The organism is Brevundimonas sp. GW821-FHT02A10, assembly GCF_059422025.1.
Window position 1 is genome coordinate 1,323,250 of sequence record NZ_JBWKWC010000001.1, and the last position, 21,768, is coordinate 1,345,017.

General features: G+C 64.0%; 29 protein-coding genes and 1 tRNA gene. 20 read left to right on the forward strand and 10 right to left on the reverse strand.

What is annotated here, in order from left to right; genetic code table 11:
• Positions 1-20 precede the first annotated feature (20 nt).
• The gene (locus AC07U0_RS06185) at positions 21-530 is read left to right on the forward strand and encodes a phasin family protein (RefSeq protein ID WP_494719136.1); all 510 of its coding nucleotides are present in this window, start codon (positions 21-23) and stop codon (positions 528-530) included.
• A gap of 66 nt (positions 531-596) precedes the next feature.
• Entirely contained in the window at positions 597-743 is a 147-nt protein-coding gene (locus AC07U0_RS06190; RefSeq protein ID WP_492946228.1) for a hypothetical protein, read from the forward strand.
• 7 nt (positions 744-750) lie between these two features.
• On the opposite strand, the gene AC07U0_RS06195 is transcribed toward AC07U0_RS06190, so the two are convergent.
• Genes AC07U0_RS06195 through tsaD form a run of 3 tightly spaced genes read right to left on the reverse strand, consistent with a single transcriptional unit; the run spans position 751 to position 3,284 of the window.
• Positions 751-1,137, reverse strand: coding sequence for a Rieske (2Fe-2S) protein (locus AC07U0_RS06195; RefSeq protein ID WP_494719137.1), 387 nt, complete (start codon positions 1,135-1,137; stop codon positions 751-753).
• The gene (locus AC07U0_RS06200) at positions 1,134-2,132 is read right to left on the reverse strand and encodes an NAD(P)H-dependent glycerol-3-phosphate dehydrogenase (RefSeq protein ID WP_494719138.1); all 999 of its coding nucleotides are present in this window, start codon (positions 2,130-2,132) and stop codon (positions 1,134-1,136) included. Before AC07U0_RS06200 ends, AC07U0_RS06195 begins: the two co-directional genes overlap by 4 nt.
• A gap of 9 nt (positions 2,133-2,141) precedes the next feature.
• Positions 2,142-3,284, reverse strand: coding sequence for a tRNA (adenosine(37)-N6)-threonylcarbamoyltransferase complex transferase subunit TsaD (gene tsaD, locus AC07U0_RS06205; RefSeq protein WP_494719139.1), 1,143 nt, complete (start codon positions 3,282-3,284; stop codon positions 2,142-2,144).
• A gap of 42 nt (positions 3,285-3,326) precedes the next feature.
• Between tsaD and hemC the strand changes: the two genes are divergently transcribed.
• From hemC to AC07U0_RS06220, 3 genes are all read left to right on the forward strand, one after another.
• Positions 3,327-4,304, forward strand: coding sequence for a hydroxymethylbilane synthase (hemC, locus tag AC07U0_RS06210; RefSeq protein ID WP_494719140.1), 978 nt, complete (start codon positions 3,327-3,329; stop codon positions 4,302-4,304).
• Positions 4,301-4,996, forward strand: a complete 696-nt coding sequence (locus tag AC07U0_RS06215; protein WP_494719141.1) for a uroporphyrinogen-III synthase — start codon at positions 4,301-4,303, stop codon at positions 4,994-4,996. Before hemC ends, AC07U0_RS06215 begins: the two co-directional genes overlap by 4 nt.
• A 143-nt stretch (positions 4,997-5,139) precedes the next feature.
• Positions 5,140-5,215: transfer RNA gene (locus AC07U0_RS06220), tRNA-Thr, on the forward strand.
• 109 nt (positions 5,216-5,324) lie between these two features.
• Here AC07U0_RS06220 and AC07U0_RS06225 read toward each other — a convergent pair.
• From AC07U0_RS06225 to AC07U0_RS06235, 3 genes are read right to left on the reverse strand one after another with little or no spacing between them, the layout of a single operon-like run.
• Positions 5,325-5,564, reverse strand: a complete 240-nt coding sequence (locus tag AC07U0_RS06225; RefSeq protein WP_494719142.1) for a DUF2188 domain-containing protein — start codon at positions 5,562-5,564, stop codon at positions 5,325-5,327.
• 36 nt (positions 5,565-5,600) lie between these two features.
• Positions 5,601-5,894 carry a helix-turn-helix domain-containing protein gene (locus AC07U0_RS06230; RefSeq protein WP_494719143.1) on the reverse strand — a complete coding sequence of 98 codons (294 nt, stop codon included), beginning with the start codon at positions 5,892-5,894 and terminating at the stop codon, positions 5,601-5,603.
• 22 nt (positions 5,895-5,916) lie between these two features.
• A complete protein-coding gene (locus tag AC07U0_RS06235; RefSeq protein ID WP_494719144.1) occupies positions 5,917-6,147 on the reverse strand; it encodes a helix-turn-helix domain-containing protein in 231 nt (76 codons plus the stop codon).
• 115 nt (positions 6,148-6,262) lie between these two features.
• On the opposite strand from AC07U0_RS06235, the gene AC07U0_RS06240 reads away from it, so the two are divergent.
• Genes AC07U0_RS06240 through AC07U0_RS06250 form a run of 3 tightly spaced genes read left to right on the forward strand, consistent with a single transcriptional unit; the run spans position 6,263 to position 7,504 of the window.
• Complete coding sequence (locus AC07U0_RS06240; protein WP_494719145.1) at positions 6,263-6,445, forward strand: hypothetical protein; 183 nt, start codon at positions 6,263-6,265, stop codon at positions 6,443-6,445.
• Positions 6,442-6,942 (forward strand): hypothetical protein, encoded by a 501-nt coding sequence (locus tag AC07U0_RS06245; RefSeq protein ID WP_494719146.1) that lies wholly within the window; start codon positions 6,442-6,444, stop codon positions 6,940-6,942. The genes AC07U0_RS06240 and AC07U0_RS06245 overlap by 4 nt, the downstream gene beginning before the upstream one ends.
• Complete coding sequence (locus AC07U0_RS06250) at positions 6,911-7,504, forward strand: hypothetical protein (RefSeq protein ID WP_494719147.1); 594 nt, start codon at positions 6,911-6,913, stop codon at positions 7,502-7,504. Before AC07U0_RS06245 ends, AC07U0_RS06250 begins: the two co-directional genes overlap by 32 nt.
• A gap of 417 nt (positions 7,505-7,921) precedes the next feature.
• Here AC07U0_RS06250 and AC07U0_RS06255 read toward each other — a convergent pair whose 3' ends face one another.
• Together AC07U0_RS06255 and AC07U0_RS06260 are read right to left on the reverse strand one after the other, a co-directional pair.
• Entirely contained in the window at positions 7,922-8,680 is a 759-nt protein-coding gene (locus AC07U0_RS06255; protein WP_494719148.1) for a UvrD-helicase domain-containing protein, read from the reverse strand.
• Positions 8,673-9,968, reverse strand: coding sequence for a protein kinase domain-containing protein (locus tag AC07U0_RS06260; RefSeq protein WP_494719149.1), 1,296 nt, complete (start codon positions 9,966-9,968; stop codon positions 8,673-8,675). Before AC07U0_RS06260 ends, AC07U0_RS06255 begins: the two co-directional genes overlap by 8 nt.
• A gap of 248 nt (positions 9,969-10,216) precedes the next feature.
• On the opposite strand from AC07U0_RS06260, the gene AC07U0_RS06265 reads away from it, so the two are divergent.
• Complete coding sequence (locus AC07U0_RS06265) at positions 10,217-11,002, forward strand: restriction endonuclease subunit S domain-containing protein (RefSeq protein WP_494719150.1); 786 nt, start codon at positions 10,217-10,219, stop codon at positions 11,000-11,002.
• Between the two features lie 504 nt (positions 11,003-11,506).
• On the opposite strand, the gene AC07U0_RS06270 is transcribed toward AC07U0_RS06265, so the two are convergent.
• Positions 11,507-12,481, reverse strand: coding sequence for a DUF4011 domain-containing protein (locus AC07U0_RS06270; RefSeq protein ID WP_494719151.1), 975 nt, complete (start codon positions 12,479-12,481; stop codon positions 11,507-11,509).
• A gap of 262 nt (positions 12,482-12,743) precedes the next feature.
• On the opposite strand from AC07U0_RS06270, the gene AC07U0_RS06275 reads away from it, so the two are divergent.
• Together AC07U0_RS06275 and AC07U0_RS06280 are read left to right on the forward strand one after the other, a co-directional pair.
• The gene (locus AC07U0_RS06275) at positions 12,744-13,037 is read left to right on the forward strand and encodes a hypothetical protein (RefSeq protein ID WP_494719152.1); all 294 of its coding nucleotides are present in this window, start codon (positions 12,744-12,746) and stop codon (positions 13,035-13,037) included.
• A gap of 535 nt (positions 13,038-13,572) precedes the next feature.
• Positions 13,573-13,806, forward strand: a complete 234-nt coding sequence (locus AC07U0_RS06280; RefSeq protein ID WP_494719153.1) for a DUF7336 domain-containing protein — start codon at positions 13,573-13,575, stop codon at positions 13,804-13,806.
• Positions 13,807-13,868: 62 nt separating this feature from the next.
• Here the strand turns inward: AC07U0_RS06280 and AC07U0_RS06285 are convergent, their stop codons facing one another.
• Positions 13,869-14,003: a hypothetical protein gene (locus AC07U0_RS06285; protein ID WP_494719154.1), complete on the reverse strand. Its 135-nt coding sequence runs from the start codon at positions 14,001-14,003 to the stop codon at positions 13,869-13,871.
• Positions 14,004-14,422: 419 nt separating this feature from the next.
• Between AC07U0_RS06285 and AC07U0_RS06290 the strand changes: the two genes are divergently transcribed.
• The 9 genes from AC07U0_RS06290 to AC07U0_RS06330 form a co-directional block, all read left to right on the forward strand.
• Positions 14,423-14,932, forward strand: a complete 510-nt coding sequence (locus AC07U0_RS06290; protein WP_494719155.1) for a helix-turn-helix domain-containing protein — start codon at positions 14,423-14,425, stop codon at positions 14,930-14,932.
• Between the two features lie 7 nt (positions 14,933-14,939).
• Positions 14,940-15,392, forward strand: a complete 453-nt coding sequence (locus AC07U0_RS06295) for a hypothetical protein (RefSeq protein WP_494719156.1) — start codon at positions 14,940-14,942, stop codon at positions 15,390-15,392.
• A gap of 67 nt (positions 15,393-15,459) precedes the next feature.
• Positions 15,460-16,653: a methionine adenosyltransferase gene (metK, locus tag AC07U0_RS06300; RefSeq protein WP_494719157.1), complete on the forward strand. Its 1,194-nt coding sequence runs from the start codon at positions 15,460-15,462 to the stop codon at positions 16,651-16,653.
• A gap of 111 nt (positions 16,654-16,764) precedes the next feature.
• Positions 16,765-17,490, forward strand: coding sequence for a tRNA (guanosine(46)-N7)-methyltransferase TrmB (trmB, locus tag AC07U0_RS06305; protein ID WP_494719158.1), 726 nt, complete (start codon positions 16,765-16,767; stop codon positions 17,488-17,490).
• Positions 17,491-17,539: 49 nt separating this feature from the next.
• Positions 17,540-18,034 carry a DUF1993 domain-containing protein gene (locus AC07U0_RS06310; RefSeq protein WP_494719159.1) on the forward strand — a complete coding sequence of 165 codons (495 nt, stop codon included), beginning with the start codon at positions 17,540-17,542 and terminating at the stop codon, positions 18,032-18,034.
• 156 nt (positions 18,035-18,190) lie between these two features.
• On the forward strand, positions 18,191-18,796 hold the full coding sequence (gene rimP / locus AC07U0_RS06315) for a ribosome maturation factor RimP (protein WP_494719160.1): 606 nt from the start codon (positions 18,191-18,193) through the stop codon (positions 18,794-18,796).
• Positions 18,796-20,550 (forward strand): transcription termination factor NusA, encoded by a 1,755-nt coding sequence (nusA, locus tag AC07U0_RS06320; protein WP_494719161.1) that lies wholly within the window; start codon positions 18,796-18,798, stop codon positions 20,548-20,550. The genes rimP and nusA overlap by 1 nt, the downstream gene beginning before the upstream one ends.
• An 18-nt stretch (positions 20,551-20,568) precedes the next feature.
• Positions 20,569-21,246: an RNA-binding protein gene (locus tag AC07U0_RS06325; protein ID WP_494719162.1), complete on the forward strand. Its 678-nt coding sequence runs from the start codon at positions 20,569-20,571 to the stop codon at positions 21,244-21,246.
• Between the two features lie 133 nt (positions 21,247-21,379).
• Positions 21,380-21,768 (forward strand): translation initiation factor IF-2 associated domain-containing protein (locus AC07U0_RS06330; RefSeq protein WP_494719163.1); only part of this gene is annotated, 389 nt, incomplete at its 3' end.

Consider the following 21,768-nt stretch of genomic DNA (forward strand, 5'->3'; position numbering starts at 1 on the left):
GGGGGCGCACGACTGAAACCATGACCGAAAACCTGCTCGACAAATTCCTGGCTGACAGCCGGCGCGCCGCGACCAACGCCCGTTCGGCGGCGACGACGGCCGTCGCGGGTGGTGAGATGATGAAGGCAGCCGGCGACGTCATCGTGGCCCGGCTGGAAATCCTTGCCGCCGGGATGGCCGACCCGACCCGGGCCGACCTGACCGAGATCGCCCTGATGGGTTCGGAAAAGACCGAGGCCCTGTCCGAGGCCGCCGCGTCTCTCAGCAAGAACCTCGGCGATGTCGGCGGGCGGCTGTCGCAGTCGGCGATGGAAGAGCTGGGCCATGCGGGCAAGGCCGCGACCGCCATGGCCGCCGCCGCCACGCCCCAGGCCTTCGCCGCCGCCCAGTATGACTACGCCATGGGCTGGTGGGGCCGGGCCGCCGGCCAGATGCTGACCCTGAACACCGAACTCCTGAAGGCCCAGGCCGAGGCGCTGAAGCCGATCCACGACACCGCCCTGGCCAATGCGCGTCGGCTGAAGAAGTAACCTTCCTGCCCCGGAACGCCGGGGTCGACGCGGCGTTGTCGAGTCTCCTCCAACAGGATGACGATCATGGCTGACCCGAAGGATACCGATCCGCACCCCGGCATGCTGGGCGACGGCACCGAGGAACAGAACCTCGGCCAGCCGGGCGATCCCTCCAAGCGCATCACCGAAGACGAGGTTGATGAGGCCTTCGGCGGCGAAGAAGAGGGCTAAAGCCCCTTCAGGCCGTGCGCAGGATTCCGCCCTCGACCTTCACGGGCCAGGGCGACAGTTTTCCGCCTGCGCACGGTCCGCCGACGCATTTGCCGCTGATCGGCTCGAACACCGCCCCGTGCCAGCCGCATAGGATGAGCGCGCCGTCAGGCGTCAGATAGCGATCCATCTGGATGGCTATCGGGAAACCCGCGTGCGGGCAGCGATCGATCCAGCCCGCGACCTCACCGCCCTTCCTGACCACGAAGCCGTGGAAGAAGGCCTCGCCGATCTGAAGCACATAGCCGCGTGACCCCGGCTCGGCGATGTCGTCGATCAGGCCGAGGGTGACGTTCGGCGGGGTGGTCCAGACGCGTTTGCGCTCCGTCGGCGCTTCAGCCGCCTCTTCGCTCAATTGCGCTCGACCTTGAGCGGGCGCGACAGCAGGCCGTCGATGACCACGTCGACGGTGGTTTCTCCAGCCAGAACGGCGGCGACGGCCTCGCAGATCGGGGTCTCGACGCCCAGCTTGCGGGCCAGATCCCGGACGGCGGGCGCGCTCTCATAGCCCTCGGCGACCGAACGCTTGCCGGCCAACGCCTGTTCGACCGTCTGGCCCTGACCGAGGGCCAGACCCAGGCTCATGTTGCGCGACTGCGGGCTGGAGCAGGTCAGGACGAGATCGCCGAGACCGCACAGCCCCGCCACCGTTTCCGCCTCGCCGCCCAACGCCACGGCCAGACGGGTCATCTCGGCGAAGCCCCGGGTGATCAGGGCGGCGTGGGCCGAGCGGCCCAGACCCCGGCCCTCGACGATGCCGCAGGCGATGGCCAGAACATTCTTCAGCGCCCCGCCCGCCTCGGCGCCGATCAGGTCGGTGGCCAGATAGGGCCGGAAACCGGGCGCCGACAGGGTCCACATCAGTTCTTCGCCGAGAGCCGCGTCGGCGCAGGCGAGGGTGACGGCCGTCGGCAGGCCGCGCGACACGTCGGCGGCGAAGCTCGGCCCCGACAGGACCGCGACCGTCGCGCCCGGGATCGATTCCGCCAGCACATCGGTCATCAGCTTCAGTGAGCCGCGCTCGATGCCCTTGGAACAGAGGACGATGGGCACGCCCGGGCGATAATGGGCGGCGAAGGCCGTCATCACCGAGCGCAGGTGCTGGGCCGGGGGCACAGCCAGAATCAGGTCGCAGGCGGCCAGATCGGCGATGTCGGGGGTGACGTTGACGTGGTCGTCCAGCACGACGCCCGGCAGGAAGGCCTCATTGATACGTCGCTCGCGGATGCTTTCGACCACCTCGGGCTCGCGCGCCTGCAGCAGGGTGTCGAGCCCCGCCCAGCCTGTCACCTGCGCCAGGGCCGTGCCCCAGGCGCCGGCGCCGATCACGCCCGCAGATCGAAATTCCATGCGTGTTTCCTACGCTTTCGCGCCCTTGCGGCCCGCGGGGTGGACAGGATCGGCCAAGGCGCGCGCTTCGTCCAGCGGCCAACGCGGCCGGGCGGCTGTATCAATGTCCGAGGTCAGCCCCAGTTGCAGCCGCTCGGCGCCCGCCAGGGCGATCATCGCGGCATTGTCGGTGCAATAGGCCATGGGCGGCGCGAGGAAGGAAAAGCCCTGCTTCGCGGCCACGGCTTCCAGCGTCGACCGCACCGTCCTGTTGGCCGCCACGCCCCCGGCCACCACGAACAGCCGGTGCTCGTGCTTCTCCGCATAATCCTTCATCGCCCGCTCGGAGCGCTCTGCCAGCTGGCGGGCGATGGCGGACTGGACGGCGTCGGCCAGATCGGCGCGGTCCTGATCGGTCTCCACGGTCTGGGCCAGACGCGAGGCGGCAGTCTTGAGCCCCGAGAAGGAGAAATCGCAGTCCTTGCGGCCCAGCAGGGCGCGCGGCAGGTCGAAGCGCGAGCCGTCGCCCGAGGCGGCCAGCTTCTCCAGCGCCGGCCCGCCCGGGTAGCCCAGCCCCATGGCCTTGGCGATCTTGTCGAAGGCCTCGCCGGCGGCGTCGTCAATGGTGGTGCCGAGCCGGCTCATGTCGCCGATCCCACGCACCTCCAGAAGCTGGCAATGGCCGCCCGAGACGAGCAGCAGCAGGAAGGGATAGGCCACCGGCGCGCCCAGCCGGGCCGAGACCGCGTGGCCCTCCAGATGGTTGACCCCCACGAAGGGCAGGCCGCGCGCCAGGGCCGCCGCCTTGCCGAAGCTCAGGCCGACCATGACGCCACCGACCAGACCCGGTCCCGCCGTGGCCGCGACGCCGTCCAGTTCGCCATAGCCCAGACCGGCCTCGGTCATGGCGCGTTCGGTCACGCCGGCGATCATCTCGACATGGCTGCGCGCCGCGATCTCGGGCACGACCCCGCCGAAGGCCGCGTGGTCGTCAATCTGGGAATGGACGACCGAGGACAGGACCGTCGCGGTCCCGTCCGGCGTCAGCCGCACGACCGAGGCCGCCGTCTCGTCGCAACTGGTCTCCAGCCCGAGGACGACCAGATCGCCCTTGGGCAATTGGCCCTCGGTTGCCGGGTGGTTCCCGCTGCTATAGTCCGCGCCGATACTCATCGGGTCGAGGTAGCGACCCCACAAGGCCTGCGCAACGCCCACATGACTTCAGCGTCCCCTGTCATTCGCATCGGCACCCGGCGTTCGAAGCTGGCGTTGGCCCAGTCGGGCATGATGCAGCGCGCCATCGCCGCCGCCATGGACCTGTCGATCGAACAGGTTCCGCTGGTCGAGATCGTCACCACCGGCGACCGGGTTCAGGACCGCCGCCTGCTGGAGATCGGGGGCAAGGCCCTGTTCACCAAGGAAATCGAGGAGGCCCTTCTGGATGGCCGCGTCGATGTCGCCATCCATTCGATGAAGGACGTCCCGGCCGAACAGCCGAAGGGCCTGCGCATCGCCGCCATCCCCGAGCGTGAAGACGCCTCGGACGCCTTCATCAGCCACCAGTATGCGTCCTTCGACGACCTGCCCGCCGGAGCCCGGTTCGGCACGGCCTCGCTGCGGCGTCAGGCCCAGGCCCTGGCGCTCAGGCCCGACCTCGACATCCAGATGCTGCGCGGCAATGTCGACACCCGGCTGAAGCGGCTGGCTGACGGGGAGTTCGACGCCATCCTTCTGGCCACTGCCGGGCTGAACCGGCTGGGCCTGTCCGAAGTCATCCGCGAGCGGCTGTCGCTGGATCGTTTCCTGCCAGCCCCGGGGCAGGGCGCTCTGGCTATCCAGACCCGCGACGGGGATGAGGAGGCGCAAAAGCACGCCCGCTGGATCGCCGCCCTCAACCATCCGATGACGGCCCTGGCCGTCGCGGCCGAGCGCGGAGCGATGGTTGCACTGGAAGGGTCCTGCCGCACGGCGGTCGGGGCCCATGCGACCTTCGGCAACGGCCATCTGCTGCTGACGACCGAGATGCTGAGCCCCGACGGCTCGGCCCGCTGGCGCCGGTCCGGGACGCTCGGCGACATCCACGCCGCCGACGCCGAGGCCGCGGCCCATGCGCTCGGCCAGACGCTCGGCCATGAGGTCCATGTGGCGGCGGGCGATCAGGAAGTGGCCCCCGAGTCGTTGGACCCGGCGTGAGCGCATCCGGGCCGATCGTCTGGATCACCCGCACGGCGCCCGGCGCCGACCGCCTCGCCGACCGTGTCCGTGATGCGGGATATGAGGCCGTGGTCTCCCCCCTGCTGGCCCTCGATCCGGCTTTTTCCGCGCCAGAGGTCTCGCTGGACGACGTCGCGGCCCTGGCCTTCACCAGCGTCAACGGCCTGGCCTTCGCTGACCTGACCCCGCGCCGCGACTGGCCGGTCTTCGCCGTCGGGGATCGCACCGCCGGGGCGGCGCGGCGCAAGGGCTTCACGGATGTCCTCTCGGCCGGGGGCGACGCGGCGGCCCTCGCCGAACGGATCGCGCGGGACTGGAGCGGCCGCAAGGGCGCTCTCTTGGTCCCGGGCGCCGAACAGCCGGCGGCGGATCTGACCGTGCTGCTGGCCGGTCGGGTCCCGACACGATCGCTGGCCGTCTATCGCACCGTCGAGAGCGCGGCGCCCGTCCCTGAAGCCTTCGACATCGTCCTGCTGCAGTCCGCCCGTGCAGCCGAGGCCCTGGCCCGGAGGGCGCCGCCGGCCGCTCTGGCGAACCGGATCGCCGTGGCCCTTTCGCCCGCTGTCGCCGAACCGATCCGCGCCTCGGGCTTCACCGAAATCCGCATCGCCGCCCACCCGGATGAAAACAGCCTGATCGAGGCGCTTGGCAAGGCCCCGCGTCCCGTATAAAGAGCGCACCTCGCGCCGTGGGCCCTCGCCCCGGTCGCCAGAGGCCGCTTTAGCTCAGCTGGTAGAGCACATCATTCGTAATGAGTGGTTTTTCCAGCCGGGTTTCACGGTTAGTGTAGATTAAAGTAGAGTAAGTATAGCAGGCCGCTTTAGCTCAGCTGGTAGAGCACATCATTCGTAATGATGGGGTCAGGTGTTCGAGTCACCTAAGCGGCACCACTTACTATACAGTATAGACGAAATCTATAGGCATCAAAACCTAGCTACCCGCGACCGACCCGTGGATATTGCTGAGTTTGACTTACCGAAATCATGATAGGTCACGAGCTCAACCCTTTGTCTTTTTGGGGTCGTTGCCCGGTTTGACCGTATCCTTGGCTCGGATCTTGTTGTCCCGTCCTTGGATCGAAATCTCGCCACCACCCTGTCTGGCCAACATGCCTTTGCCAGCGGCGATTGCCTCGGCCTGAGTGTCATGCAGGCTCGACGCTTTATCGGCGTCGTTTCGAGTGTTCGCCCAAGTGCCATCAGGACGTTGGGACACCATTCGATCTTGCGGCTTGCTCATGGTCTTCTCCTTTAGGAAACGTATCATGGGCCGATTCTACCTATGCGAGGAGTCCGGTGAACGGTGGTTGGCCGCCATCCCCAGCTCCTCACCATCGACGTCAAGAAGTTCCTGAACGGTGGTGCTCAAGGCCGTAGCGATCCGCTCTAGCTTTGTCAGGCTCGGATCAGCCCGTCCCATCTCCAGCCGCCTTACATAGGCGACCGACACGCCGGTCCTCGACGCCAGCGTCTGCGGGCTGAGGCAGGCTGTCTCCCGGAACAACATCACCCGTTCGCCCACGGCGGCGAGGAATAGCTGCGAGCGTGTGGGCTCGTTCGACGACGCCATCTGACCTCCACGAGGCCGATGATCAGCCTTCGGGGTCGCCGTCCACGTCCGGGGTGATGAGGGCAACAGCGCTCGTGCCAAGGGCCACGGCGATTTCGTGGACGCTGAGGATTGCGGGGTTTCGCAACCCTCGTTCGAGTTCGCTGATGTAGCGCTGGTCGAAATCGCAGCGGTCGGACAACTGCTCTTGGGTCAGGCCTGCGGCGAGGCGAAGCCGCCTCACATTCCTTCCCAACACAACCCGGATGTCCATCGCCCCAGCGTTGACGTCGCTGGACGGCCAAGTTTATTCCATAAAAAGAATACCGACGTCGCTCGTTGTCTCGGTCGCCTTGAGCGGGGAGGCCGGTGGCCCACTGGAACCTAAGGTGACCGCCATTATGACCACGCCCGACGACGACAAGGCCAAGCCCGCACCCGAGCCGGAGAAGATCCCGGCGCTCTTCGCCACCATCCATCACCACAGCGAGAGGCGTCCGGACGGCTACACCGCCGAAGAGATCGCCGAACTGAATCGACTGGCCAATACCCCGGCCGGAGATGACCAATGAAGCGGGTCATCATCGCAGCAGCAATCCTGGCTGCCCTCGCCGGGTGCAAGGGCAAGGACCAAGGCTATTCAGCCGAGGACTATGCCAAAGTGATCGAGGCCGAAAAGCAGGCTGCCGCCAACCCGCCGCCCCCTTCGGATGACGTCATGCCGTCGTCCACTGCCGAGTATCTGGGTCTGTTTGAAGCCAAGGGCGTCCATCTGGGCATGTCGAGGGACGATGTCGCCGCAGCTCTGGCATCGAAGGGCTTTTTCATTCCGCCCGAAGGTGGATCGCCCATGACCGAGATGGTGGCCGAACTGCCGACATACTCGGCTGCGGACACTGCCTATATCGACAGGGTCTCGCAACATCACGCGGGGTCGAGCCCGGATAACAACCCCCACCCATCAACTTGCTCCACCCCCGCCGCTCAGCGCTGCGGGCTCGAAGACCTGCGTCCGTCACCCAACCAAAGGCACGAACATGAAATCACCCATCGCCAAATACGTCACTGAAACTGCACGCATATTGTCTGCGACCGCTAGTCTCGCAGAAGCGCAATCATCGTTTCCCGGGCTCCTTGAAGCGAAGCCCGGCGTGTGGGGGCGGCGACTATTCGGGGGGGCTTTCACGGACGCCCTCGATATCAAACTCACCTTCACTGAAACGCATCTGGTCGAGATATGGGTAAGGGCCACCGTCTGGAATTCAAACGATTTCCAAGGTGCTTGGGCAGGCCTATGGGCGTTCTTTTACGCCCGTCACGGTGAGCCTGCCTCTTCCAACAGCTACCTGAAAGGCGCCTACGTGAGATGGAAAGCCAATCAGTTCGAAAGCGTAGAAGTTCAGAGGCGTCGCAGCACCGAGATTGGCACCCGGGAGTTGATCCAGCTGATCGTCATCCGGAAGTTCGATCAGCCTGGAGCCGCCTCTCTTTCTACCCGATCTCTCTGGGACCTGTGTGAGGAGGCCGAAGCCGCCCAGACCCAGCCGTCGTCCATTAGGAAGAAGGCAATCCCAAGCAAAGCCAAACTCGATTTTCAGAGCGGGCGCCAACCGAACCGAGGGCAGCAGTGATGCAGCATCTCGACCGATTGATCACTATCAAGCCCTACATGTCTCGCACCGAAATCGAACGGCGGTTTCGATGCCGTTCGAGCGCTGGAGGCACGACTCCGCTGCAAGCCCGACTGTCTGGCGATGAAAGGTCTGACCTTCTGGTCGAGTTTGATGACAAAGCCGAAGTGGTGTTCGGGGAACTAGCCATGAAATGCGCCGGCTATGACAAGGCGCTGGGTCTCTTCCGCCAGATGGAAGCCCAGCTTGTACGTGCGGACGCCGTTCGTCGGGGTGGCTCTCGTCCGCCTCCGGTCAGGCGCAGCGCTGTGCCAATGCATCAGCTCCTCGCCTGGAATCGTTGGACGCTGGACGATCGTCGCAGCCTTCAGGTGATCGTCGGAGCATTCAGTCCGAGCGGGACCGGGTCGGAGCAGGTCAGATTGGCGGCCAGCGTGCACATTGACGCTGACCATCACGGGTAGCCGACGAAACCACGTCTACCGACGACTCTCGCTTGTCTTCATCATAGTTGGATCCTTCCTCCAAAGTCTGGCCTCCCGGCGGCGGGGGGAGAATTTTGTCGGCGAACGCACAAATCTTCCGGCCGACGCGGTAGTGCGTGTCCAGTTCGAGGACTTTGTCGACCATCGTTTCAATCGTCGGAAGACCTTCCCGATGATCGTAGATGCGTTGGCGCGCATCGCCAGCCGCGTTGATGCGGTCTGTGACGCGTTGAATGATTGCGAGCTCGTCCGCGCGGAGATCCTGGACCTCGTCTATGAAGACGACGTCGTAGAGCTCCCCGATCTTGTTTTCGTCAAGCAGACGATTGAGCTCTTCGATCACCGCCTCTCTTTGAGCGTCGAAATCAGCCGAGAACTCGAATTGACCCCCGTTCTCCTTGATGGTGCGGATGCCCCAAGCCATGAAGGTCATGATCTCGCCCGGCTGGAGCTGGTCCGGCCGAACTACGTTTGGTCCGGCCCTTAGGAATTCCGTTAGGGTGCGCGTAAACGTCAGGAACAAGATGCGCGGTGCGACCGACCGAACGTAGTTCGCCCTCAAGATCAGTATATTCGTTTTCCCGGACCCGGGCGGTCCGATGATCAGCATTGAGCTGTCCGGCCCCTCGGCGAGGACCTTAAGCTGGGATTCGTCCAGATCCGCCGGGTCTACCCACCAAGTCTCATTCATCGGTCGCTTCTTCCTCGATTTCGCCGTCTTGGGCGGCGTCTAATGCAAACAAGATCAGTTCACGCAGTTGCACGACGATGGCGTCCTTTTCCATGCCGGGACCGTCCGCGTAGATTTCGAGCAGAGGTGTTCCTTCCGAGGCGGCTCCATCAGCAACAATCAGAGATAGGTAGGGGCCATCCTCCGCCCGCTCTAGCCGCAAACCCATCGTTAGACCGAGAGATTTGAGGCGTAATGTCCACGTCACCCCCGCAGCGTCTTTATCGAGCTTGAGAACGTGAGGGCCGATGATCGCCTTCTCGGAAGTCAGCGCAGACCGAATCCATGCCTCGGCGCGCGGCGTCCAGAGCCGAAGGGACGGCTCGTTCGTGGACGGTTCCCGATCTGGCCTTTGCGCCGCAAGACGCCGTCTTACCGCTTCGGTGCTGTCCATCGGTTGGGCCAAATCGCGCAGCTTGACGCCCGCCAAGCGCTTGGCAGGATCCTTCTGGAGAGCAGCGCGGCACAGCGAGATCAGGCGTGCTGGCAGGTTGCGATTGAAGAGCGTTGGGCGCGTGAAAGTTACCGCTTTAAAGAGGATGTATTTGTTCTTGGTCTTTACTTCATCGTCAAAGATCGGGCGCTTCATGATCATGTCATGCAATACGGCTCCGACTTGGTAGACGTTGAGCGCTTCAAAGCCCTCTTCGCCCTCTGCCTCATCCCGCGATAGATATTCAGGTGGACTGTACTGAGTCGTGGCTACGAAACGCTTGCTTTCCGTGCCTCCGCCTTCCTCTGGGTTCATCTTCCGCAACACCCCGAGATCGAGCAGCTTCAACTGACTGAAGTCGGGAGCGAGCGCGATGTTCGCCGGCTTGATGTCCCGGTGGACCAGTTGGCGGCTGTCGAGAAAACTAACAGCTTCGACGAGCTGGCGGAGCAGCTCCTCCACTCTGTCATCCGGAAGCTCGGCGATGTGTTTGTCGAGGCTTTTCCAGGGACAAAGCTCCATGATGAGATAATGGGTCGCGCCGGGCACGTACTCGCCAATCTCAAAGATCTCGACGAGATACTTGTTTCCGTGGCCTTTAAGATCCTCCTGCAAGACCACCCGTCTCACTTCGATAGCGGCATCATCGCCTTCGAAGAATTTGGGATCGTAGACCTTCAGGGCTGCCCGGCCATGCTCGGGGTGTTTGATTTCAAACACGGCTCCCGATGCGCCTGCGTCGATGTACTCGACCAACTCCCACCCCTTCTCGGACACGAGATCGGAAGCGATGCCTTTCACGAGATCCAAGTTCATTCTTACGGAGCCTAATTCAACAGGGAGTAGTGCGCCGCTGTCCTCTAGCACTCGGGAGCGAGACTTTGAACAATGATATCTGAATCGTTTATCGAGACGCATATCCTATTCATTTCAACCTAGTCGACAAGGTCGGTTGGAACCTTCAGAGCAAGCGTGCTGAGCGCATTTACCGACGCAACGACAGCGACGGCTCTCTGGAGCTGACGCCAGAAAATACCCCGGCGATCGACGCGGATTTCGACCGTGTGCTGGCGGAGCTTTATACCTCGACGACAGTGGAGGCATTCCCGTGGTTTCGGCCAGGGGTAGCCGATGCGGTAGGCGGGTCCAGTTGGGTAGTTCAAGCGAGCCAGATTTTGGACGACCCGGATCTCATACTCGATGCGAAGCGCCGATCAGCTAAGCTGCAAACCGTTGTCGCTCAAATCCGCCAACATCCGCATGTCCAACTCGGCGATGTGCTTCAGCCAGTTCAGCGCAAGTGGAAGAAACAGCCGTCTACGGAGTATGATTACGTCGAAATCGACCAAATCTTCGAGAATTTCGGATCCTACGTCATCCAGCGCGTGAAGGGCTGGGCGCTTCCCAGCCGAGCAAAGCTGGCGGCGCTGCCGGGAGACATTTTCATTGCGAACATTTGGTCTAGCGCGGGGAAATGGCTAATCGCCGACGATAGAGCCGCGGACGGGAAGTTGCTTGTAACGAGCGGCTGCACCCAGTTCGAGCTTCGTCCAGACTCAGGTGTGGATCTCGCGGACATCGTGTTCGGGCTATCGAGCGAAGCGTTCAGAGTGCAGATGCGGGGCCTTGCTACAGGCTCCGACGGCCTCTCGTCCGTAACAACAGAAGACCTGCTATCGATAGTGATTCCTAAGGCAACTTCGGGCGCGGTACGGGACAAAATCGCCGTCCGAATTGAAGAAAATTCCTCCGGTCAAGGAGCACTTACACATCTCGTGGAGCAAGAGCTACGGGCCAAGCTGCCAGATGTGTTTGTGAAGCGCAGGTCGTCACACGTTGCGCAGGTGTAGGTGTTGGCATCCCGCCACTTCGGCACCACCCTCACATTGCAGTTGCCCGCGCAGCTGATACACGGGCTAAGAAATGGGTGAGGGAAAGCGCAATCGGGCCAGACGGGACGCAAAGTTTGCTCAGGCCTACCGGGCAGCCATCGAACCTTCGTTGCTAGATCCGTTCCCGGACGAGGCCGAGCTCTACTCGGAGATTGCAGCGCTACCGACCGTCACCGTCACCCGTGAACCCGCTCGGCATTTAGCGAGCTTCGGATTCATTCCGCATGACTGTCATAACAATGCAGCTGAAGCCGCCGCACGTAGCTTCGGAACCCTGAGGCCCGTTGCCGGCTGGATCGAGAACGGACCATTCGCGGACTTCACGACCCATAGCGTTGTGACCGACGGCCGTGAGTATCGGTGCGTGACGCCCTACGACGCCATGGCGACCACGTTTGATTTCCGGCCTGACCCCTCGCTCGAAATCCATGAGGGATTCCAGACCCGAAAAGGCCAACCGGTTCACGTCGGCGTCCGCGCGGATCCGGACCGGTCGATCGCGTTCGCGAAAGCCGCTATCGCCCGGTGCGATGAAGGTGGCTCTCCTTCGGGAAAGCCCACGGTCATCAGCGGCTTCAGAATCGCATGATCAGAGAGTTTCGCGCCAGCGGGCCAGTTCTGAGGATCGAGATCCCGATACATCAGGAATTTGGCGAACGAGAAGAAGCCCAAGACCAGATCGTTTTGATTGACCTCCCAGCCCGGCTTGGCGGCAACCGCTTCGGCTACAGCCGCCATGTAGGCCGACAAGTCGAAATCCTCGGAAGCCTCGAATGTCGGCAGTTTCAGCCCATGCACACGGTCAAGAAAGAGTTCGAGGGACAGGTTTGCGGAAACATCTTCCTGCCTCGCCCTTAGTTTGAACTTCTCTGCCGCGTTTCCTCGCTCCAGTTCTACAGGGACGAGAACGAGAGGGGCGTAGCGCACCAAAGCCGGGTTCTTGGGGTCGACCCACTTGAGCGTGCCGATGGCCAGGAAGAGGATATTGACGCCCTGCTCCTCTTCGAGAGTCCGAGCGTCGTAATAGAGGTCCAGCAACTTTTTCTGCAGCCCGGCGGGGGTGAGACGTGTCTGCAACCGGGTGTCGGCATGACGATTGGCGACCCCTCGCGAATCTACACCATCGTCCTCGGGCTGAGCGAGTTCAGCGATTTCTTCGACGCCATCCTCGTTCTCGATCACCTCACCTTTTCCGGGAACAAAGGTGAAGGCCTTGCTCTCCTTCACCAGCAGGCGGAAAACCTCAACTCCAAGCTCATCAACGCATTCGAGCGTCTTGGCGCTCTTTGCAGATCGAGGAATGCTGAGCAGGCGATTGCGCGCCGAAAGATCGAGTAGCTCGGTTCGAGCTCGATCCAATTTCACTTCGATCGGCAGATCGCTGTTGAACACGGACACCGGCTCGCTCGCCGGCAACTCTAGGTCTTCGTTAGACATTCTAAGCCCCTCGTCACAATCAGAAGTGTATGAGAAGGCTCGATCCGTCTAGCGGTGTTTTTCGATAATCCTCTTGTCAGCGGCTTTCGGAGCCCTTTGGGGCTTTGCCAAGCCCTTGTGATCTCTCAGCTCTGATGTTTACGAAAGCCCGACGGCGTCTTAGCCGTAAGCGGACTTTCGCAACGTCCGACAAGGGTGGGGCGCTGGAGGCCGAAACCTAACGCTGATGACAAAATCATCCGGAAGCGTGCATGATCGAGCTATGAATCTCCCGGACCTCGACAAACTGATCCGCAACCAACTCCTCGGCGAGATAGCTGAGGCAGGGGTTCCGCCGGAAGCCATCGACGACACCTTGGTCACGTCCTTCATGCCGCAAAAGATCAACAGTCTGATCGTGGCGAACGAATACGTCCTAGAGGATGCCAAACGCATGGCGGGCCTCTCGTTCACGGATGCAATGACCTCCGCGCTGCTTAACCACATCATTCCCGCTCATGATCGCCGGATCAGCGATTTGCGCGCGTTGAAAACTAACTACCCCGATATCGGCTGAGTCATACGCGACGCCCCCCTCTAAAGCGGACTGTGCTAATGTCCGACATGGGTCGGAAGCGGCCGTGGGCACCGATCAGAAACGCGACATCTAAAACGCGCGGTGGTCACGGGTTCGCAGGTATGGCGCAGGTCGAAATTCCAGACGCATCCACGGGAAGGCGCCTCCCGTCGGAACGTTTCAGACACTCGCTTCGGCCAAACTGGGAAGGGGTTGGGTGCCCGAATTTCTGGTTGGCCTTTTGGCGCTTGAAGCCAAGCCGGCAATGGGTTTGACGGCACCGGTTGAGTGGAATTCGTAATGATGGGGTCAGGTGTTCGAGTCACCTAAGCGGCACCACTCCCTCCCGAGCATCACTAAGCGGATGTTCTCTTGTGATCGGCGGGGAGGCGCGAAGTGACCAACAATTCGAGTATTGACCAGGAATTCACGACCATAGCGCCCGTAATGGCCGTGAATTTGCGGAATGTGCGTAGAATGGCTGGGGCGAGAGGTGCGTTTAATCGGCTGCGGAATTACGCGATCGAGGTTTTGAATGAATAAAACCAGCGAAGAAGTCTGGCTGCTTGAGCATGCTTATGAAGACAGGTGCGAGCACGTTAAGACGCTCGGCATCTTTCGGTCAGAGAAGGCAGCTAAAGAGGCTATACGACATTACGTCGATAAGCCGGGATTCGCTGACCATCTGGACGGGTTTAGCGTCTCTCGATACGGTCTCGATGAGATTAATTGGCCCGACGGTTTCGGTAATGCGTTCGACGCTGACTAGCGCTGCGACCTTTTCTTCCGAAATCCAAGGCTCCGCGGCGGGTGCCGTCGGGATGGTCTGTTTCAGTTGAGCGGGATGCGGCCGGGCTTGCGTCGGGCGTTCCTCAGATAGCCGCGCTTTTCGATCCCCTCGCGGATGAACAGGACGACGACCGCGACGACGGCGGCGGCGGCGAGGACGATGGCGGCGATGAGCATACGGCATATCCGGACGTCGCGGCCTGATACACGGGCCGCTGAATATGGCTCAGGTTGCAAAGGCCGGGCCGCGACGACGCCCGAAGAGCGAAGCGCCCGCAATATTTCTGCGCGAGACCTGAGGCGGGGCCCCGGCGGCGACGTCTTTTCTATGGGGCTCACACCCCTGCGCCGCACCCTCGAGCGGCGATCCATTGCGGATGGGGTGGCCCGATGTTCCAGCGTCGGGCCATCGTCCCTCGTCCCGACAGCGAGACCGACGTCCGCGACCGTCCCAAAGCGGGGCGAGGTGTCCCACTTTTAAGATGCTGCAGGACGGCAGGCTTGAAATCCCGCGTTTTCTGCCTGATGAACCACGTTCAGATGGTGGACGGCGACAGGGCAAACGCTCTAGTTGAGACGATCCCTTGGAGTCGTCGATGCATCCCCGTTTGAGCGCGCGTCAGGAGCAGTGTCTGCGCCTCACCGCCTTCCGCACAGACAAGGAGATCGCGGCCCACCTCGGCATTTCGGAAGCCACGGTGAAGAAGCACGTCCATGAGGCGTGTCAGCGTCTGGGCGTCAACCGGCGCAAGGCCGCCCTCGCGCTCCTGGACCCGATCGTACCAGAGGCCTCCGCCGGACCCGTCGCGGACGGTGTTGTGGAGGATCCGAAAAGGTCCATCACACCCTCCGGGCCCATTACCGAGCCGGACAAGCCCGAGCGCGAGCGGGCCGCCGTCGCGGCGCCGGACCCTTCCGACGGCGCCCGTCTCGGATATCGGCCACCCCCGCGAAACCCGGCGCTTCGCATCGCCCTGATCGTGGGCCTGACCATCATCCTGGCCGCCTTCGTCGCGACGACCGTGGTGATGCTGGGCGAGATGCACGAAGCGGTCGGCAAGATCGACGCCAAGGTCTATCCCGGCGTCGCCAAGCAGAAGTCGTAGCCGACCCGTGCCGCCGACCCAGCTCTTCTTCCTGATTTCGACCGTGGTGATCCTGCCGGTCGCCTGGCTGAAGGGGGGGCACGCCGAGCGTGCGGTCGTTGTGGTCCTGCTGCTCAACTATCTCGCGGCCCCCTTCCTGCAGCCGGCCCGGGTCGGGGAAGTGATGGTCGGTCTTGCCGCCGCCGATCTCGTTCTGCTGGCTGTGCTCGGCTGGATGACGCTGAAGTACGATCGCTGGTGGCTGCTGCTGGCGACCGCCGCCCAGGGGCTGGTCGTCCTCGCCTATCTGGCCGTCATGAGCCGACCCGAGGTCACGGCGCGCGAGAATATTGTGGCGCAATGGGTATTCGGCCTGATCACCCTCTATGCCTTGCTGGGCGGCGTTCTCGAACGCTGGCTGGCGGGGGAACCGTCGGCGGCGCCCCCCCTGTCGCGCCGTTCCCTCCACCCGAAGCCTTGAACATATAAGCATATCTTTATATGTCTGGTCCCAATCGCGCCCAGCGGGCGTTCCCGGAGCCAGACCCTTGTCCCGTTCTTCCTTCTTCTTCACCTCGGAAAGCGTTTCCGAGGGCCACCCCGACAAGGTCGCGGACCGCATCTCCGACACCGTCGTGGACCTGTTCCTGTCCAAGGACCCCTACGCTCGCGTCGCCTGTGAAACCCTGACCACGACCAATCTGGTGGTCCTGGCCGGCGAGATCCGCGGCGAAGGCGTGATGGACACCGCCGGCAACTGGGCCCCGGGCGTCGAGGCCGAGATCGAGGCCGCCGTCCGCGCCGCCGTCAAGGACATCGGCTATGAGCAGGCCGGCTTCCACTGGAACAAGTTCGAGTTCATCAACCGCCTGCACGGTCAGTCGGCCGATATCGCGGTCGGCGTCGACGCCGCCGGCAACAAGGACGAAGGCGCGGGCGACCAGGGCATCATGTTTGGCTATGCCTCGAACGAGACGCCCGAGCTGATGCCGGCGACCCTGCAATACAGCCACAACATCCTGAAGAAGCTGGCCGAGGTCCGCCACGCCGGCGACAAGCGCCTTGAGCCTGACGCCAAATCGCAGGTCACCATCCTCTACGAAGACGGCAAGCCGGTCCGCGCGACCTCGATCGTGCTCTCGACCCAGCACGCGCCGGGCCTGTCGTCTGCTGATGTCGCCGACATCGTGAAGCCCTATATTCTCGAAGTGCTGCCGGAAGGCTTCACCGACGAGAATACCGTCTGGCACATTAACCCGACCGGCATCTTCGAGATCGGCGGGCCTGATGGCGACGCCGGCGTGACCGGCCGCAAGATCATCGTCGACACCTACGGCGGCGCGGCGCCCCACGGCGGCGGCGCCTTCTCGGGCAAGGACCCGACCAAGGTCGACCGCTCGGCCGCCTATGCCTGCCGCTACCTGGCCAAGAACGTGGTCGCCGCCGGTCTCGCCGACCGTTGCACCATCCAGATCTCCTACGCCATCGGCGTGGCCAAGCCCCAGTCGATCCACGTCGACCTGCACGGCACCGGCAAGATCGCCGAGAGCGTTCTGGAAGAGAAGATCCTGGGCCTGATCGGCGGCGCCACCCCGCGCGCCATCCGCGAGCACCTCGGTTTGAACAAGCCGATCTACGCCCGCACGACCGCCTATGGCCACTTCGGTCGTGAGCCCGACGCCGACGGCGGCTTCAGCTGGGAAAAGACCGATCTGGTCGACCAGCTCAAGGCCCTCGCCTGATCACGATCTGATCCCTCGGGGTCCTGATTTTGCCGGTCGTTCCGAAAGGGACGGCCGGCGTTTTCGCATCTGGCGGCTTCTTTCCGTCGCCATCAGCCGCTAGAGGGCGCCATGCCCGCCTCAAAGACCCCCGATCCGAACGCCCCTGCCGACATCAGCGGCCATCGCCCCTTGCGGACCTTCGGCCGGATCAAGTCGCGCCCGATCAAGCCGCTGCAGGCGGCCCTGTTCGACACCCTGATGCCGTCCATCGCCGTGCCGGACCCCAGGGCCGGTCCGATCGATCCGACCGCCCTGATGCCGGACGCGAAGTCGGTCTGGCTGGAGATCGGCTTCGGCGGCGGCGAGCATCTGGCGGGTCAGGCGGCGCGCAACCCCGAGGCGCTGCTGATCGGCTGCGAGCCCTTCCTGAACGGCGTCGCCTCGGCCCTGCGTCACGTCGACGAAGGCGGGCTGAAGAATGTCCGCCTGCATGCCGACGACGCCCGGGCGGTGGTTGACGCCTTGCCCGACGCCTCGCTCGACCGGGTGATGATCCTGTTCCCCGATCCCTGGCACAAGGTGCGCCACAACAAGCGCCGGCTGGTCCAGGATGACTTCGTCGCCGCCCTCGCGCGGGTGCTCAAACCCGGCGGCCGGCTGCGCTTTGTCACCGACTGGAAGGACTATGCCGAATGGGCGCTGGAGCGGTTCCAGCGGAACCCGCAGCTGGTCTGGCTGGCCGGGAGCGCCGACGACTGGACGACGGCCCCGGCCGATCACCTCGTCACCCGCTATGAGGAAAAGAAACTGGGCGATACGGCTCCGCTGTTCCTTGAATTCGAACGGTCCGCCTAACAGATACCGGGCGTCCGAAACGGACATCAGAAACACCCGGGAAATTCTCATGGCCTTCGGTCTTTACGACGCCTCCGCGCCGGTCTTCGTGCGCGCCCTCACCAATCTGTCCGCTCTTATGGACAAGGCCCTGTCCCAGGGCTTCGACGAGGCGAAACTGCTCGAGGCGCGTCTCGCGCCCGACATGCGGCCCTTCTCGGCCCAGATCCAGCTGGCTTCGGACTCGGCCAAGGGCGCCGTCGCCCGGCTGAGCGGGACGGAGAACCCGTCGATGGCCGACACGGAGACGACCTTCGCCGAGCTCAAGGGCCGGATCGACGCCACCATCGCCTTCATCCAGTCGGTCGACAAAGCGGCGTTCGAGGGCGGCGAAGACCGCGACGTGGTGCTGAAATTCCCGGGCGGCGAACAGCATTTCAAGGGTGGCGCCTATCTGACCGGCTTCGCCCTGCCGAACTTCTTCTTCCACGTGGCCACGGCCTACGGGATCCTGCGCAATGCGGGCGTCGAGATCGGCAAGCGGGATTATCTGGGCAACGCCTGAATTCGGACTCGTGACCGGAGGGGGCTGACAACCCCTTCCGGTTGGCCTATATCGCCTCCCACATCGTTAGACATCGGCGTCCGACGGCGCCGTTTCCAAGCGGCGGCCCGGATGGCCAGCCGCTTTTTCTTTGCCGCCTTTTTGAGTTGATCCGCCTTGCGCGCCAAGACTTCCCAGGACCGCCAGCTGCTCGAACTGATCGACCCCATCGCGGAGTCGCTCGGCCTCGAGGTCGTGCGCGTGCGTCTGATGGGCGGCACCCTGCGCCAGCGGCTGCAGATCATGGCCGAGCGTCCGAGCGACCACGACATCTCGGTCGAGGAATGCGCCCGTCTGAGCCGCGCGGTCTCGGAGGTGTTCGACGCCGCCGACCCGATCGCCGGCGAATATCTGCTGGAAGTCTCCTCGCCCGGCATCGACCGCCCCCTGACCCGTCCGATCGACTTCGACCTGTTCGAGGGTTTCGAGGCGCGGCTGGAGGCCGACCGGATGGTCGAGGGCCGCAAGCGCTTCAAGGGCGTTCTGGCGGGCCTGGACAAGGACGACAACGGCGCCGATATGGTCGCCATCGACCTGGACGGCGAGGACGACACCGCCCTGATCCCGTTCGACTGGGTGGTCGACGCCAAACTGGTCATGAACGACGACCTGATCAAACGCGGCGCGGCGCTTCGTGCGGCGCGCGGCGAACCCGAAGACGACGAGCTGCCTGATGCGGCTCCCGAAGACACCAACAAGACCCTTCCCGAGGACAAAGCCTGATGGCCGCCACCGGTATTTCCGCCAACCGTCTCGAACTGCTCCAGATCGCCAATGCGGTCGCCCAGGAGAAGAACATCGATCGCGAGATCGTCATCGAGGCCCTGGAAGAAGCGATCCAGAAGGGCGCCAAGTCGCGCTACGGCGCGCATCACGACATCCGCGCCAAGATCGATCCCAAGACCGGCGAGCTGAGCCTGACCCGTCACGTCACCATCGTCGAGGACGACTGGCAGCCGGAAGACGAGCTGGAAGAGTTCAATGACTCGGCCATGGTCCGCCTGAAGGACGCCTCCAAGCGCGATCCGGAAGCCGTGGTCGGCAAGGAATATGTCGAGACCCTGCCGCCGTTCGAATTCGGCCGCGTCCAGACCCAGATGGCCCGCCAGGTCATCACCGGAAAGGTCCGCGAGGCCGAGCGCGCCAACCAGTACGAAGAGTTCAAGGACCGCGTCGGCGAGATCGTCAACGGCACCGTCAAGCGCGTCGAATACGGCAACACCATCGTCGACCTGGGCCGTGGCGAAGGCATCATGCGCCGCGACCAGTCGATCCCGCGCGAGGTGTTCAACATCGGCGACCGGATCCGCACCTACATCTATGACGTCCGTCCCGAGGCCAAGGGCCCGCAGATCATGCTGAGCCGCGCCCACCCGGGCTTCATGGCCAAGCTGTTCGCCCAGGAAGTGCCGGAAGTGTACGACGGCGTCATCGAGATCCGCGCCGCCGCCCGCGACTCGGGGTCGCGCGCCAAGATGGCCGTGCTCTCGAACGACAGCTCCATCGACCCCGTCGGCGCCTGCGTCGGCATGCGCGGCTCGCGCGTCCAGGCGGTCGTCGCCGAGCTGCAGGGCGAGAAGATCGACATCATCCAGTGGAACGCCGACGAGCCGACCTTCATCGTCAACGCCCTGGCCCCGGCTGAAGTCTCCAAGGTCGTACTCGACGAGGAAGCCGACCGCGTCGAGGTGGTCGTGCCCGACGAACAACTGTCGCTGGCCATCGGCCGCCGCGGCCAGAACGTGCGTCTGGCCTCCCAGCTGACCGGCTGGCAGATCGACATCATCACCGAGTCGCAGGACTCCGAGCGTCGCCAGCGCGAGTTCGCCGAGCGCACCTCGCTGTTCCAGGAAGCCCTGGACGTGGACGAGGTCATCGCCCAGCTGCTGGTCACCGAAGGCTTTGCCACCATCGAGGACCTGGCCTTCGTGGAATCCTACGAAGTCGCCGAGATCGAAGGCTTCGACGAGGACACCGCCGAGGAACTGCAGGCCCGCGCCCGCGACTTCCTGGAACGTCAAGCCGCCGCCCTCGACGCCAAGCGCATCGAACTGGGCGTGCTGGACGAAGTCCTGGCCGTCCCCGGCGTGACCGGCGCCATCGCCGTCGCCCTGGGCGAAGGCGGGGTCAAGACCGTCGAGGATCTGGCCGACCTGGCCACGGACGAAATCCGCGGCGGCTATGAAATGAAGAACGGCGAGCGGACCAAGGTCCCGGGCGTTCTGGAAAGCTTCAACCTGTCGCAGGAAGACGCCGAACTGCTGATCCTGCAGGCCCGCGTGGCCGCCGGCTGGATCGACGCCTCGGAACTGCCGCAGCCTGAGCCGGAATACGAGGAAGAGTACGCCGAGGGCGAATATGACCCCGAAGCTGTCTTCGCTCCGGTCCAGCAGGATGAAGGCCTCGAAGAGGCTGCGCTGGGCAACGGCGACGCGGAGGTCTTCGCCGAAGACCTCGAATCTTCCCGCGACGCGTGATGGGACGCGGGGCCGATCATGAGCTTGCGGGACGCAACGACGGATAGGGAGCGCCGGGACCTCGTCACCCACGAGGTCATGGATGAATCTCGTCTGATCCGTTTCGTCGCCGGGCCTGACGGCTCCGTCTTCCCCGACCTGGGCAGGAAACTGCCCGGGCGCGGCCTTTGGGTCGCCGCCGATCGTGTGTCTGTCGAGACAGCGGCGAGGAAGAACCTGTTCTCCCGCGCCGCCAAAACGAAGCTGAACGCCGCCGCGGACCTCGCCGACATGGTCGAAAACCTGCTGGTTCGGCGCTGTCTGGACCAGCTGGGTCTTGCCCGGCGCGAAGGCGTGCTTATCTCCGGCTTCGAAAAGTCCGCTGCGAGCATCCGCGCCGGCAAGGCCGCGTGGGTCATCGAGGCGTCCGACGGCGCCTCTGACGGCCGCGGCAAGATCCTCGCTTTGGCGCGGCATCAGACCACCAAGGTCTGCGGCGCTTTCAACGCGGACGATTTGAGTTTGGCCCTGGGGCTGGAAAATGCGATACACGCCGTCCTGCTGCTGGGCGGGCGCGCTGATCGCTGGACCACCGAGGTCGAACGACTGGCGGGATTTCGATCGCTTCGCCCTGCGACGTGGGACCTGGACTTCAGGTCCGGCGCCGCGGACGGGTCGGACGAGGACCTGAAGGACGAGCCTGAAGGGGCGGATTAACGGGCGGGGTTTGGCGTTTTCGTAACGCCGGACTGCGCACGGCTATTCGCGTTTCCAGACTCTGCCCCGACCGGGGGCGACGAGACGATTTGAAGACCAGGCGGACTTCCCCGCCACGAGTAAAAGCGACCGGATGAGCGACGAGAACGACAAGACCAACGAAGGCCAGGGCAACGGTACGCCTGCAGGAACCCCGTCGACGACGGGTCCGCGCGCGCCACTGAGCCTGAAGCCGCGCGCTGCGGGATCGGTTTCGACCGGCACCGTGCGCCAGAGCTTCAGCCATGGCCGCACCAAGACGGTGGTCGTCGAGACCAAGCGCCGTCCGGGAGCGCCCGCCGGCGGCCATCAGCGTCCGCAGGGCTTCGATGTCGCCCGTCCGCGCCCCGAGACCGCTGCGCCGGCCGCCGCGCCGACGCCGCGTCCGGCTCCGCCCCGTCAGCAGCCCGCCGGCGGCGCCCTGTCCGGTGAGGAACAGGAAGCCCGTCGTCGCGCCATCGAACTGGCCACCCAGGCCCAGGC

Coding starts and splice junctions, on each gene's coding strand:
- AC07U0_RS06280 (WP_494719153.1), top strand. CDS start 13,573: ATGAATAAAACCAGCGAAGAAGTCTGGCTGCTTGAGCATGCTTATGAA.
- AC07U0_RS06255 (WP_494719148.1), bottom strand. CDS start 8,680: ATGAATGAGACTTGGTGGGTAGACCCGGCGGATCTGGACGAATCCCAG.
- AC07U0_RS06270 (WP_494719151.1), bottom strand. CDS start 12,481: ATGTCTAACGAAGACCTAGAGTTGCCGGCGAGCGAGCCGGTGTCCGTG.
- AC07U0_RS06235 (WP_494719144.1), bottom strand. CDS start 6,147: ATGGACATCCGGGTTGTGTTGGGAAGGAATGTGAGGCGGCTTCGCCTC.
- AC07U0_RS06230 (WP_494719143.1), bottom strand. CDS start 5,894: ATGGCGTCGTCGAACGAGCCCACACGCTCGCAGCTATTCCTCGCCGCC.
- AC07U0_RS06200 (WP_494719138.1), bottom strand. CDS start 2,132: ATGGAATTTCGATCTGCGGGCGTGATCGGCGCCGGCGCCTGGGGCACG.
- AC07U0_RS06290 (WP_494719155.1), top strand. CDS start 14,423: ATGCATCCCCGTTTGAGCGCGCGTCAGGAGCAGTGTCTGCGCCTCACC.
- AC07U0_RS06275 (WP_494719152.1), top strand. CDS start 12,744: ATGAATCTCCCGGACCTCGACAAACTGATCCGCAACCAACTCCTCGGC.
- hemC (WP_494719140.1), top strand. CDS start 3,327: ATGACTTCAGCGTCCCCTGTCATTCGCATCGGCACCCGGCGTTCGAAG.
- nusA (WP_494719161.1), top strand. CDS start 18,796: ATGGCCGCCACCGGTATTTCCGCCAACCGTCTCGAACTGCTCCAGATC.
- AC07U0_RS06260 (WP_494719149.1), bottom strand. CDS start 9,968: ATGAACTTGGATCTCGTGAAAGGCATCGCTTCCGATCTCGTGTCCGAG.
- AC07U0_RS06285 (WP_494719154.1), bottom strand. CDS start 14,003: ATGCTCATCGCCGCCATCGTCCTCGCCGCCGCCGCCGTCGTCGCGGTC.
- AC07U0_RS06190 (WP_492946228.1), top strand. CDS start 597: ATGGCTGACCCGAAGGATACCGATCCGCACCCCGGCATGCTGGGCGAC.
- AC07U0_RS06250 (WP_494719147.1), top strand. CDS start 6,911: ATGAAATCACCCATCGCCAAATACGTCACTGAAACTGCACGCATATTG.
- AC07U0_RS06325 (WP_494719162.1), top strand. CDS start 20,569: ATGAGCTTGCGGGACGCAACGACGGATAGGGAGCGCCGGGACCTCGTC.
- trmB (WP_494719158.1), top strand. CDS start 16,765: ATGCCCGCCTCAAAGACCCCCGATCCGAACGCCCCTGCCGACATCAGC.
- AC07U0_RS06185 (WP_494719136.1), top strand. CDS start 21: ATGACCGAAAACCTGCTCGACAAATTCCTGGCTGACAGCCGGCGCGCC.
- AC07U0_RS06245 (WP_494719146.1), top strand. CDS start 6,442: ATGAAGCGGGTCATCATCGCAGCAGCAATCCTGGCTGCCCTCGCCGGG.
- AC07U0_RS06310 (WP_494719159.1), top strand. CDS start 17,540: ATGGCCTTCGGTCTTTACGACGCCTCCGCGCCGGTCTTCGTGCGCGCC.
- tsaD (WP_494719139.1), bottom strand. CDS start 3,284: ATGAGTATCGGCGCGGACTATAGCAGCGGGAACCACCCGGCAACCGAG.
- AC07U0_RS06225 (WP_494719142.1), bottom strand. CDS start 5,564: ATGAGCAAGCCGCAAGATCGAATGGTGTCCCAACGTCCTGATGGCACT.